Here is a 12,060-nt window from a genome sequence, read left to right as displayed (position 1 = left end):
AGTCGATGGCGCGTGCTACCAATGCCAAAGCGTGCCGTCTTCCAGGCGATTGACCGGCAGACTGGCGCGCTTGTAGGGGTATTTCGAAGCGAGGTTCTCGTCGATGTCGACGCCATGCCCCGGGGTTTCGCCGGGGGTAAAATGGCCGTCCTCGAATCGGTAGGCGTGAGGAAAGACTTCGTCGATGCGCTCATCGTGCGGCATGTGTTCCTGGATGCCGAAATTGGGCACCCAGGTATCAAAATGCAGTGCTGCACCCATGCACACTGGCGACAGATCGGTAGCACCATGAAAGCCTGTGCGTACCTGATACAACGCCGCAAAGTCGGCAATACGCCGCACATGAGTGATGCCGCCCGCATGCACCAGGGTGGCGCGGATATAGTCGATCAACTGTTCCTGGATCAGCTCGCGACAGTCATGAATCGAGTTGAACACTTCGCCCACGGCCAATGGCGTGGTGGTGTGTTGGCGGATCAGGCGGAAGGCTTGCTGATTTTCCGCCGGGGTGCAGTCTTCAAGCCAGAACAGGTTGAACGGCTCCACCGACTTGCCCAGACGCCCGGCCTCGATCGGGGTCAGGCGATGGTGCACGTCGTGAAGAATGTGCAGGTCATCGCCGAAACGCTCGCGCACGGCGGCAAACAATTTTGGCACATGGTTCAGGTATTTCGCGGTGTCCCACACGTGCTCGGCGGGCAGGTCGCTGTCTGCCGGTTCATAACGCTCACCGCTGCGCTTGGCGACACCATAAGTGGTGGCGATGCCCGGAATACCACACTGCACCCGCACCGCTTTGTAGCCGATCTCGACATGACGGGCGACCTCGTCCAGACAGCCTTCGATGTCCTTGCCGGTGGCATGACCGTAAACCATCACCCGCTCGCGGCTCTTGCCACCGAGTAACTGGTACAACGGCATGTTGGCGGCTTTGGCCTTGATGTCCCACAACGCAATGTCAACGGCGGCAATCGCGGTCATGGTCACCGGGCCACGGCGCCAGTAGGCACCGCGATACAGGTACTGCCAGATGTCCTCGATACGCTGTGCATCGCGACCGATCAACGCTGGCAGCACGTGCTCTTCCAGGTAAGCGACCACCGCCAGCTCGCGGCCGTTCAGCGTTGCATCACCGATGCCGTAAATGCCGGCATCGGTGACGATTTTAAGGGTGATCAAGTTGCGGCCTGGACAGGTCACAATGACGCGGGCTTCAATGATTTTCATGAGTTCAGGCCTCTGCGGCAGAAGAAAATGAATGCATGTTGAGGCGCGGCATCGCCGCTCGCGGGATCAATGCCCCACGGTGCTGCACCACTTGACCCGCCAGCCGATGGCCCCAACGCGCCGCCAGTTGTGGCTCGCCGCCTTGCAGCCGACAGGCAAGGTAAGCCGCGCTGAAGGAGTCGCCTGCCGCCGTGGTATCGACGATCTGGGGCACCTGTTCGGCTGGGATCTCGAAGCGGCCGGCAGCAGACTCCACCAGACATGAGGCAGCACCGCGCTTGAGCGCGACTTCGCGCACGCCAAACTCTGCATAGCTGCGAAACAGCGCATCGACATCGGCGTAACCGAACAACGCCGCGTCGTCCTCCCACGTAATCAAAGCCAGGTCAGTCAGCCGTAGCACGTCGCCATAGGCTTGGCGTGCGGCGTGTACATCGGGCCACAGATGGGGGCGGTAATTGTTGTCGAAGACGATACGGGTGCCGGACTCACGGGCCAGGTGCAAGGCATGCATCAGGCGTTCGCGGCCCTGGGCTGTGAGAATCGCCAAGCTGATGCCGCTTAAATAGACGTAGTCGTAATCACCCAAGGCGTGCAAGGCAGTGTTTGCCTGCGGCCCGTCGAACATGCGCCGCGCGGCCGCTTCGCCACGCCAATACAAAAAGCGTCTTTCGCCATGGACGTCGGTCTGGATGAAGTACAAACCCGGCAAGGCGTCATCGATCACACGTACGTGTTCATCGCCAACGCCTTCGTCGCGCCATGACTGACGCATGGCGTTGCTTAAGCTATCGGCGCCGAGGGCGGTGATGTAATCCACCACTAATCGCGCCGCTGGATTCAATCGGGAGAGGTAGACCGCTGCATTCAGCGTGTCGCCGCCAAAAGTCTGGCTGAAGCTTGCCGCTTGCTCACTGCGCATCTCGATCATGCACTCGCCGACCAACGCTATTTTGAGCGGGCGTGGCGAAACAGATTGCGGCTCTTGCCTTGAAATCGTCATCCATGTGCGCCTTTGTTATTTTTAAAACGGCGTTTCATTTTTTTGCTTGGGGCCGAGTTTTAAACAGATTTCTCACACCGTCAAGAAAAATGAAACAGCGTTTTGATTCGCCAGCGTATATCCTTGGGTTTTCCGTTCCCGTTGGAGCCTTCATGGACAACAGCACCCTGCAGACCAATGAACTGGTCTCCGCCGTCGCCCGGACCATGGCCGTACTTGAAGCCTTGGCCGAGCATCCCGAGGAAAGTGGCGTCTCGGAAATCGCGCAGAAACTGGACATGTCCAAAAGCACTGTTTATCGCTTCCTGCAGTCTCTCAAGGCCTTGGGCTACGTGGTGCAAGATGCGGAAGATCGCTATCGGCTCAGCGTTCGCCTGTTCGAACTGGGCGCGCAGGCTCTGCCCCATCTGGACATCGTGCGCGAGTCGGAACCCGGCATGCGGCGCATCAACGAGTTGACCGGCGAAACCGTGCACCTGGGGATCCTCGACGAGGGCAGCATCGTTTACGTGCACAAGATCGACTCCAAGTACAACTTGCGCATGTACTCGCGAATCGGTCGACGTGCACCGCTCTACTGCACCGGGATCGGCAAAGTGCTGATGGCGTGGCTGGAAACGGCGGAGCTACTCGCCCACTTGCAGGAAGAAAGCTTCGAGCGCCGCACCGCCAATACCCTGACCACTGTGGAGGCTTATCTGCAGGAACTTGAGGTGGTTCGCGCCCAGGGTTATGCCGAAGACCATGAAGAGTTCGAAGACAACATGCGTTGCCTCGCGGCGCCTATCCGCGACCGGTTTGGTCATGTGATCGGCGGCATGAGCGTGTCCTTCCCCTGCTTTCGTTTTCGCGAGGAACTGAAGCAGGACTACGTTAAACAGCTGATGGCAGCGTCGCAGCAGATCTCAAGTCAATTGGGCTGGCGAGGCTGATCGCCATTCGTCGCCTGCAGATTTTTGGCGGCGAATGCGCGATGCGTCTGGCTCAGGCTTTGCACAGGCCGGAGAACCTTCGCGCAACGACGTATTTCTGGCGCGGTGGCCACTCTCATTAACGCCTTAGGACACAAGCGTTCGCTTGGTCAGTCACCCGGAGATGTAACGTGTCAACTCTCAATGAAATCGCAGCGAACCACGCGAGAATGGCAAAGGCAAAGGAAGAAGAGTCGACCGGGCTGAGTGAGCGGCACCTGAACATCGTGGGCAGTTTCGAGATTGCAGGGAGCGATGAACTTCAGCCAATACCGCTGCACCTGATCGCAGCGGCGTCGGACAACACCATGGCGCAGGTGGCCGGCTACTGAACAGTCACCGCCACGTTGTGCACCATCGCTTCATCGTTCTTGCCAGATAGACCATCCCGCCCCTTCAAACATCAATAAATTCAGATGTCAGCCTCACAACATATGAATTCATATTGATGTTTGACCGCTTTAAGCTTTCCTCCACTCCTCACGCAGGAGCATGTGTTGTCGGTACGCCTGGGACCCAATCATCAGGCGATCCTAAAAATAATGTGTCTGCCGACTCGGGAAAACTCTATGTCACATACGTTTGAACGCAGCCTCTTCGGCCGCTGCGCAGTGATTTGCGCACACGCCTTTGCTGGAGGTGCGCAATGAACCCGTCGCCCACCTCCCATAACGCCGATGAACAGCTGCTGCACACTCAGGGCTACAAACAGGAGCTGCACCGGGGTTTGTCACTCTGGTCATCTTTTTCAGTTGGCTTTGCGACAGTGTCACCCGTTGTCGGGATTTACTCGGTGATGTCGCTGGGCGCGATGAGTGTCGGGCCATCCTGGGTGTGGATCGTGCCGTTGTGCCTGACCCTGCAATTGCTGGTGGCGTTGGTGTACGCCGAACTGGCATCGCAATACCCGCTCGCCGGCGGCTGTTACCAATGGGTAAAACGACTGGCCGGAGATCGCTGGGCCTGGTTCACCGGGTTTATGTACCTGGCGTCTGCGCTGGCCTCTTTAACCACCGTTGCCTACCTCGGCGGCTTCTGGTTATGGCTGTTTATCACCGGCGAAGCGCCCTCCGCCAACGCTCAGGTGTTCAGCGGTGCCGTGCTGTTGTTGCTGGGGCTTGGGGTGAATCTTTTCGGGATCAACCCGCTCAAGTATTTCGTTAACGCCGGCATCATCGCCGAAGCCATTGCATCGATCGGCATCGGCGTGTTGTTGCTGCTGTTTTTTCGAAACCACTCGTTCTCATTGTTGTTCGAAGGCCTGACATCGACCCAAAGCGCCGACGGTTCCTACCTGTCTGGATTCCTGACGGCAATGGCGGTCGGCGGCTGGGCGTTCCTGGGGTTCGATGCGTGCTCGCAAGTCTCTGAAGAAACATCAGATGCCCGGACTTCAACGCCGCGCGCCATTTTGCGCTCGATGATCCTGGTAGGCCTGACGGTGATGCTCACCGCATTCGCCGTCACCTTGTCCTACACCGACACCGCCGCCATGGTCGCCGGCCAGGTCATCGACCCGGTCACGCCGGCCGTCGTCGACGCGTTTGGTGCCTGGGCGGAACGTCCGTTCGTGGGCATTGTGCTGGTGGCGTTCATTGCGTGCGTGGTGTCGGTACAAACCTACATTGGCCGCGCCGTGTTCGGCATGGCACGGGACTCGATCCTGCCGGCCTCGGCCCTGTTGCGCAAAGTTGATAAACGCAAAGTGCCGTTTGCCGCCATGGTGTTCAGCACCCTGTTTGCCAGTTTCGGCTTGGCCCTGGGGTTGAACGCGACAGCCGTCGGCACCTTGATCGCGTTCGGCAGCGGCGGCTTTTTCGTGGTGTTCCTGATCGTCGTGTCCTGCGCCCTGCTCGCTCGCCTGAGCGGCAAATGGAAGGCTGAACCCGGCACCTTCACCCTCGGCCGCTTCGGCGTGCCGATCAACCTGGCGGCGTTTTGCTGGCTGGTGTTCGAAAGCATCAACGTCGCCTGGCCCCGCGAATCGCTCGCGCCACCCGGCGCCCCTTGGTTTCAGGTGTGGGCTGTGATTCTGGTGTTCTCGATTCTCGCCGTGCTGGGCCTGATCTACATGTTCTGGGCCAAGCCGTATCAGCGCACCGCCAAGCCTCATTTGCGTACTCAATAACGCCCTTGTCTTGCAACGCGAGGCGCAACTGTCATGCGCCTCGCTGATCCGGAGTAACCGATGTCTTCCCTTCATTACTGGAATTACCCCACCGAAATTTTCTGTGGGCCGGGCGCTCTTGCGCTATTGGCTGAGCGCTGCACATTGTTGGGCATGCGCAATCCGTTGCTGGTCACCGATCCTGGCATGCTGGCGCTGGAACCGTTAGCCCTGTTGCAGGCTCATCTGCAGCAGGCAGATATCCCGTTCGCAGTGTTCAGCAATGTCGCCAGTAACCCGAGCCTGGACGATGTGGCCGCAGGTGTCGCCGCATTCAAGACTGGCCAGCACGATTCACTGATCGCGCTGGGTGGCGGCAGTGCAATGGACGCCGCCAAAGGCATCAGCCTGGCAGTCATTGAGCCGAATGGGCTGGACCGGTTCGAGTGGTCGCAGGTCATCACGCACTATCCCAGCCTGGCGGATTTCCCACGATTGGGCCTGCCGAAACTGATCGCGCTGCCCACCACTGCCGGTACCGGTTCGGAACTGGGTCGCGAAGCCGTGTTGACCCTTAGCGAGCAAAACATCAAACGCGTGATCAGCCATCCGGAGATGCTCCCGGCCACTGTGATTCTGGACCCGGTGCTGACCCGTGGCCTGCCACCGGCGCTGACGGCCGCGACGGGCATGGATGCACTGACGCATCACATCGAAGCCTTTTGTTCGCCGCTGTATCACCCGATGTCGGCAGGCGTCGCGGTGGAAGGTGTGCGCTTGATTCAGCAGCACTTGATTGACGCCCACACCGACGGCCAAAACATGGTTGCGCGCGAAGGCATGCTGGTCGCCTCCGCCATGGCAGCCGTGGCCTTTCAGAAAGGCTTGGGGGGTGTGCACGCCCTCGCCCATCCACTGGGCGCGCGTTACCACAAACATCACGGATTACTGAACGCGATCCTGCTGCCCTACGTGTTGATTGCCAACCGACAGACCATCAGCAAAGACATCGCCCGACTCGCTCGCTATCTGGAGCTGGAACAACCTGACTTCGCCGGTTTCCTGGACTGGGTTCTGAACCTGCGCCAGCGGCTCGGCATCCCGCATTCACTGGCCGACATCGGCCTGAACGACGAGGACGCCGAGTGGGTCGGAACGCAAGCGCTGGCGGATATTTCCTCTTCCGACACCAATGCCTGCGTACTCGACGCCACCGATTACAGCCAGATTTTCCGTAACGCCGTGCACGGCGTTCTGCAGGGAGCACAGCAATGACGCACTACATCGAAGGCGTTTGGGTGGAGGGCGCGGGTGCCGACTCCATCACTGTTTACGATCCATCGCTGGGGCAACCCTTCGCCGAGTTGACCGCGGCGAGCGCCGCACAAGTGGAACACGCGGTCGCTGCCGCACGCAGCGCATTGCCCGCGTGGCGCAACGTCAGCGGTGCGCAGCGCGCAGTTTACTTGAGAGGGTTCGCCGGGCAGATCGAGCAACGGCGTGAAGCGCTGATTGCACTGCAGATGCAGAACAACGGCAAACCCAGGCATGAGGCCATCGTCGACATCGACGATGCGGTCGCTACCTTCAATTATTACGCAGGCCTCGCCGAACAACTTGACCCACAGCAGGGCCGCGAGGTGCCGTTGGCGGTGCCCGGGTTCAGCTCACAGACGCGCCTGGAACCGGTGGGCGTGGTCGGTTTGATCGTGCCGTGGAATTTCCCGTTGGTCACCAGTGCCTGGAAGCTGGCACCGGCACTCGCCGCCGGGTGCACCGTGGTGCTCAAGCCTTCGGAAATCACTCCGTTGATCGAACAAACCTACGGCCAGATCGCAGACGCTATCGGGTTGCCGGCGGGCGTCCTGAACCTCGTCGTCGGCAAGGCTGAGACCGGGGCCGCACTGAGCAACCACAAGGGCCTGGACAAATTGTCCTTCACCGGCAGCAATGCCGTCGGACGCCAGGTGATGCACAGCGCCGCAGCGCATTGTCGACCCGTTACCCTGGAGTTGGGCGGCAAGTCAGCCATCGTGGTGTTCGACGATTGTGATCTCGACCAAGCCGTTGAGTGGATCATCGCGGGCATCTGCTGGAACGCCGGGCAGATGTGCTCGGCGACCTCGCGCCTGCTGGTCCAAGACACCATCGCCGATCCCTTGATACTGCGTTTGAAGGCCGCGTTCGAAAAATTGCGCGTCGGCAATCCGTTGACCGAAGAAGTCGAGATGGGACCGCTGACCAGTCAGGCGCAGTGGTCCAAAGTGCGCGAGTATTTCGCCATCGCCCGCGCCGAAGGCTTGCAATGCATCGCAGGCGGCGACGCACTGTGCGAGCCCGGCTGGTTCGTCAGCCCGACACTTTATGCCGACGTCCCCGTCACCAGCAGGCTCTGGACTGAAGAGATATTTGGCCCGGTGTTGTGCACTCATCGCTTCCGCTCGGAAGACCAAGCCGTGACCTTGGCGAACGACAGTCGCTTTGGCCTGGTTGCGACGGTCATCAGCGCTGACTTGGCACGTGCCGAGCGCGTGGCCAATGCCCTTGAGGTCGGCCACGTGTGGATCAACTCGGTTCAGGCCGTGTTCGTCGAAACCTCTTGGGGCGGCACCAAAGGTAGCGGCATTGGCCGCGAACTCGGGCCATGGGGCTTGTCGGCCTATAAGTCGGTCAAGCATGTAACGCGCTGCTTGGGCTGATTCGGCTACAGGTTGTGTTCGGCCAGTAAGTCATCGATGAAAGCACGCACCGCTTCGCTTTGCGGGTGGCCCATGTGCGTGATCATGCTGTGTTGCACCTCATAGCGCAGTGTCTCGGGGTGCAACGCACGCATCAGTCCACTCACCAGCCATGGCCGCGCGTAATGGGCAGGCAGGTAACCCAGGTGCGTGCCGGCCAACACGCCGTGTACCACGGCTTCCATGTGATGCGCAGTAGCCGAAGCCCGGTCCGGTGCAATGGGTAGCACCTGATCGACCGGCAAAAAACCGTGTTTTATCCAGTCACTCGCCTTGAGTTGTTCGACGCTCGGCGAATCCACTGCGAACAACGGGTGTTTAGCACCGCAAAAAATCCCGATCTCTTCGGTGTAAAGCGGTTGGTAGGCCAGCGTCGGCAGTGGCCGGCTGAAGTAGGAAATGGCCATGTCCAACTGGCCGTCTATCACTGCCAGCTCCAGCTCCGTAGGCGAATTGACGAAGATGTGCAGGTGCATGTCGTGTTCACGCTGGTAGAAGCGTGCGATAGCAGCGTCGATGCGCGCCGTGGGCAAGGTTGCAATATTGTCGGCCAGGCCCAGGTACAAATCCCCCACCAGTCGTCCTGAAAGATTCTGCGCCTGGTCACGAAAGGCATCCACGGCACCAAACAGGGTCTGCGCCGCCGTGAGTATCATCTGGCCCTTTTCGGTCAAGCGAAAGCCGCCCTTGCCGCGCTCGCAAATCCTGTACCCCAAGCGTTTTTCCAGCCCAGAAATGTGCGTACTGATATTGGACTGGCTCATGTTCAACTCGGCCTGCGCCGCAGTGAACCCGCCACATTTCACCACCACGGAAAAAATACGCAGCAAGCGCAAATCCATGTCCGCAACGTTTCTAAGCACGGGATTCCTCAGTCGAACGGGGGTCAGTAGTGCGCGTCATTGGACCAGTTAAGGCTGCGCCGGACAAGCCAATCCATCCGTCGCCGCAAGCGCTTTTTTCTGCCGTCCGACCAGAAACCGGTTTGGGGGACTTGTGCTTCCGGTATTATGGTATACCATCAGACGCACAGACACTTTTTACCTGATACGGAGCAGCTCATGAGTTTCGAAATCCGCAAGATCGTCAGCTATGTCGAAGAAACCTTCATCGAAGGCGGCAAGGCCACTGAAAAACCGGTGACCATGGTGGGCCTGGCGGTCGTGATGAAGAACCCTTGGCTGGGCAACGGCTTTGTCGAAGACCTGAAGCCGCAAATTCGCGAAAATTGTTCAGACCTCGGCGCGCTGATGGTTGAACGCCTGGTGGGCATTATCGGCGGCGCCGACAAGATCGAAGCCTACGGCAAAGCTGCCGTGGTCGGCGCTGACGGAGAGATCGAACACGCTTCTGCGGTTATTCACACCCTGCGCTTCGGCAACCACTATCGCGAAGCCGTCAAAGCCAAAAGCTACCTCAGCTTCACCAACAAGCGCGGCTGCCCGGGCACTTCGATCCAGATTCCGATGATGCACAAGGATGACGAAGGCCTGCGCTCGCATTACATCACCCTGGAAATGAAGATTGAAGACGCGCCACGTGCCGACGAAATTGTCGTGGTACTGGGTTGCGCCGATGGCGGCCGTCTGCACCCACGCATTGGCAATCGCTACATCGATCTGGAAGAGCTGGCAGCCGAAAAGGCCCAGTGATTCCACGCAAAGCACCTACAACAAAAAGGCATGCAGGAGCGTTCCATGATTCGGCTCACCGCTGAACGCACCAAGGCTGGCACCAGTTACCTGGCGACCGGCCAAGGCCAGCCCGTGGTATTGATCCACGGCGTGGGCCTGAACAAAGAAATGTGGGGCGGCCAGGTTGTTGGGCTGGCCACCCAATATCGGGTCATTGCCTACGACATGCTCGGGCATGGGGCGAGTCCACGCCCGGAAAGTGGTACCCCGCTGCTGGGTTATGCCGACCAGTTGCTGGAGCTGCTTGATCACCTGCAACTGCCTCAGGCAACGGTGATCGGTTTCTCGATGGGCGGGCTCGTTGCCCGGGCGTTTGCCCTGCACTATCCGCAGCGCCTGCAAGGCCTGGTAGTGCTTAACAGCGTGTTCAATCGCAGCGCCGAACAGCGTGCCGGCGTCATCGCCCGCACCAGCCAGGCCGCGGAGCACGGGCCGGATGCCAACGCCGAGGCAGCACTGTCGCGTTGGTTCAGCCGTGAGTACCAGGCCGCCAATCCGGCACAGATCGCAGCCTTGCGTCAGACATTGGCCGACAATGACCCACAGGGTTACTTGACCACCTATGAGCTGTTCGCGACCCAGGACATGTACCGCGCAGACGACCTGGGCAGCATCCAGGTGCCGACACTGATCGCTACGGGTGAACTGGACCCTGGTTCGACACCGGAAATGGCCACGCAAATGGCCGAGCGAATTCCTGGCGCGACAGTTGCCGTGCTCGCCGAGCAGCGGCATATGATGCCCGTAGAATCGCCGCGTCTGGTCAACCAGCTGTTGCTGGAGTTTCTCGACACGGTGCACTCCCGAAAAAACCAAATTAAGGGGATCGTTGCATGACACTCGCACGCTTCCAGATGTGCATCGGCGGTGAATGGGTCGATGCCCTGTCCGGCAAGACCTTTGAAAGCCTGAACCCGGCGCTGGCCGAAGCCTGGGCCGAATTGCCCGATGCCGATGAAGCTGATGTCGAACGTGCCGTGCAAGCGGCGCAGACAGCCTTCGACAGTCCGGCATGGCGCGGCTTGACCGCGACCGCTCGCGGCAAATTGCTGCGACGCCTGGGTGATTTGATTGCCGAAAACAAAGAGCAACTGGCGCAGCTGGAAAGCCGCGACAACGGCAAACTGATTCGCGAAACACGCGGTCAGGTCAGCTACCTGCCCGAGTTTTTCCACTACACCGCAGGCCTGGCCGACAAACTCGAAGGCGGCACCTTGCCCCTCGACAAACCCGACCTGTTTGCCTACACCGTGCACGAAGCCATGGGCGTGGTCGCCGCGATTATTCCGTGGAACAGTCCGCTGTACCTGACCGCGATCAAACTGGCGCCAGCGCTGGCGGCGGGCAACACCATCGTCATCAAGCCGTCGGAGCATGCCTCGGCGACGATTCTGGAACTGGCACGCCTGGCGCTGGAAGCCGGGATTCCACCGGGTGTGGTCAACGTCGTCACCGGTTACGGCCCAAGCACGGGCGCGGCGCTCACTCGCCATCCGCTGGTGCGCAAAATCGCTTTTACGGGCGGCGCCGCAACGGCACGGCACGTGGTGCGCAGCAGCGCCGAAAACTTTGCCAAGTTGTCCCTGGAACTGGGCGGTAAATCGCCGAACATCATTTTTGCCGACGCCGACCTCGACAGCGCAATCAACGGCGCCATTGCCGGAATTTATGCGGCCTCTGGCCAGAGCTGCGTGTCTGGCTCACGCTTGCTGGTGCAGGACGAAATCTACGACGAGTTCGTTGAACGTCTGGTGGAACGCGCCAAGCGCATCCGCATCGGCAACCCGCAGGATGACGCCAGCGAGATGGGACCGATGGCCACCGCGCAGCAACTGGCAGTGGTTGAAGGCCTGGTGGCCGATGCCATCGCCGAAGGCGCGCACTTGCGCCTGGGTGGCAAGCGGCCCGAGAACCTGGGCGAAGGCTGGTTTTACGAGCCGACCTTGTTCGAATGCGACAGCAATTCGATGAAGATCATGCAGGAAGAAGTGTTCGGGCCCGTGGCGTCGGTCATTCGCTTCAAAACCGAGGCCGAAGCGCTGGCAATCGCCAACGACTCGCAGTTCGGACTTGCCGCCGGCATCTGGACCCGCGACCTGGGCCGTGCCCACCGACTGGCCCGCGACGTGCGTTCAGGGATCATCTGGGTCAACACCTACCGCGCGGTATCGGCGATGGCGCCTATCGGCGGCTTCAAGAACAGCGGTTATGGACGCGAGAGCGGCATCGATTCAGTGCTGGCTTACACCGAGCTGAAAACGGTGTGGATCAACCTCTCCCAGGCGCCAATGCCTGATCCGTTTGTGATGCGCTAGGAGAT

11 protein-coding genes are annotated in these 12,060 nt (G+C 60.0%); 8 read left to right on the top strand and 3 right to left on the bottom strand.

Annotated elements, in window-relative coordinates:
* Nucleotides 1-15: 15 nt before the first annotated feature.
* Together manD and ACQR3R_RS04455 are read right to left on the bottom strand one after the other, a co-directional pair.
* Nucleotides 16-1,227, bottom strand: coding sequence for a D-mannonate dehydratase ManD (gene manD / locus ACQR3R_RS04460; protein ID WP_428270802.1), 1,212 nt, complete (start codon nt 1,225-1,227; stop codon nt 16-18).
* Nucleotides 1,228-1,231: 4 nt separating this feature from the next.
* On the bottom strand, nt 1,232-2,230 hold the full coding sequence (locus tag ACQR3R_RS04455; protein ID WP_428270801.1) for a PfkB family carbohydrate kinase: 999 nt from the start codon (nt 2,228-2,230) through the stop codon (nt 1,232-1,234).
* Nucleotides 2,231-2,382: 152 nt separating this feature from the next.
* Here ACQR3R_RS04455 and kdgR point away from each other — a divergent pair, with 152 nt between their 5' ends.
* From kdgR to ACQR3R_RS04430, 5 genes are all read left to right on the top strand, one after another.
* The gene (gene kdgR, locus ACQR3R_RS04450; protein WP_428270800.1) at nt 2,383-3,162 is read left to right on the top strand and encodes a DNA-binding transcriptional regulator KdgR; all 780 of its coding nucleotides are present in this window, start codon (nt 2,383-2,385) and stop codon (nt 3,160-3,162) included.
* 170 nt (nt 3,163-3,332) lie between these two features.
* On the top strand, nt 3,333-3,533 hold the full coding sequence (locus ACQR3R_RS04445) for a hypothetical protein (RefSeq protein WP_428270799.1): 201 nt from the start codon (nt 3,333-3,335) through the stop codon (nt 3,531-3,533).
* A 314-nt stretch (nt 3,534-3,847) separates the two neighbouring features.
* Complete coding sequence (locus ACQR3R_RS04440; RefSeq protein WP_428270798.1) at nt 3,848-5,329, top strand: amino acid permease; 1,482 nt, start codon at nt 3,848-3,850, stop codon at nt 5,327-5,329.
* Between the two features lie 60 nt (nt 5,330-5,389).
* The gene (locus ACQR3R_RS04435) at nt 5,390-6,583 is read left to right on the top strand and encodes an iron-containing alcohol dehydrogenase (protein WP_428270797.1); all 1,194 of its coding nucleotides are present in this window, start codon (nt 5,390-5,392) and stop codon (nt 6,581-6,583) included.
* Nucleotides 6,580-8,007: an aldehyde dehydrogenase family protein gene (locus ACQR3R_RS04430; protein ID WP_428270796.1), complete on the top strand. Its 1,428-nt coding sequence runs from the start codon at nt 6,580-6,582 to the stop codon at nt 8,005-8,007. The genes ACQR3R_RS04435 and ACQR3R_RS04430 overlap by 4 nt, the downstream gene beginning before the upstream one ends.
* 5 nt (nt 8,008-8,012) lie before the next feature.
* On the opposite strand, the gene ACQR3R_RS04425 is transcribed toward ACQR3R_RS04430, so the two are convergent.
* Nucleotides 8,013-8,909 (bottom strand): LysR substrate-binding domain-containing protein, encoded by an 897-nt coding sequence (locus tag ACQR3R_RS04425; RefSeq protein WP_428270795.1) that lies wholly within the window; start codon nt 8,907-8,909, stop codon nt 8,013-8,015.
* A 198-nt stretch (nt 8,910-9,107) separates the two neighbouring features.
* On the opposite strand from ACQR3R_RS04425, the gene ACQR3R_RS04420 reads away from it, so the two are divergent.
* The 3 genes from ACQR3R_RS04420 to ACQR3R_RS04410 are packed head-to-tail and all read left to right on the top strand — an operon-like array spanning nt 9,108 to nt 12,055.
* On the top strand, nt 9,108-9,698 hold the full coding sequence (locus ACQR3R_RS04420) for an amino acid synthesis family protein (RefSeq protein WP_428270794.1): 591 nt from the start codon (nt 9,108-9,110) through the stop codon (nt 9,696-9,698).
* Between the two features lie 45 nt (nt 9,699-9,743).
* On the top strand, nt 9,744-10,577 hold the full coding sequence (locus ACQR3R_RS04415; protein ID WP_428270793.1) for an alpha/beta fold hydrolase: 834 nt from the start codon (nt 9,744-9,746) through the stop codon (nt 10,575-10,577).
* Nucleotides 10,574-12,055 (top strand): aldehyde dehydrogenase family protein, encoded by a 1,482-nt coding sequence (locus ACQR3R_RS04410; RefSeq protein ID WP_428270792.1) that lies wholly within the window; start codon nt 10,574-10,576, stop codon nt 12,053-12,055. The genes ACQR3R_RS04415 and ACQR3R_RS04410 overlap by 4 nt, the downstream gene beginning before the upstream one ends.
* Nucleotides 12,056-12,060 lie beyond the last annotated feature (5 nt).

Origin of the sequence: Gordonia sp. IEGM753 (assembly GCF_050321825.1) — a bacterium.
Lineage (GTDB): Bacteria > Pseudomonadota > Gammaproteobacteria > Pseudomonadales > Pseudomonadaceae > Aquipseudomonas.
This window is presented reverse-complemented; position numbering and strand designations above follow the sequence as displayed.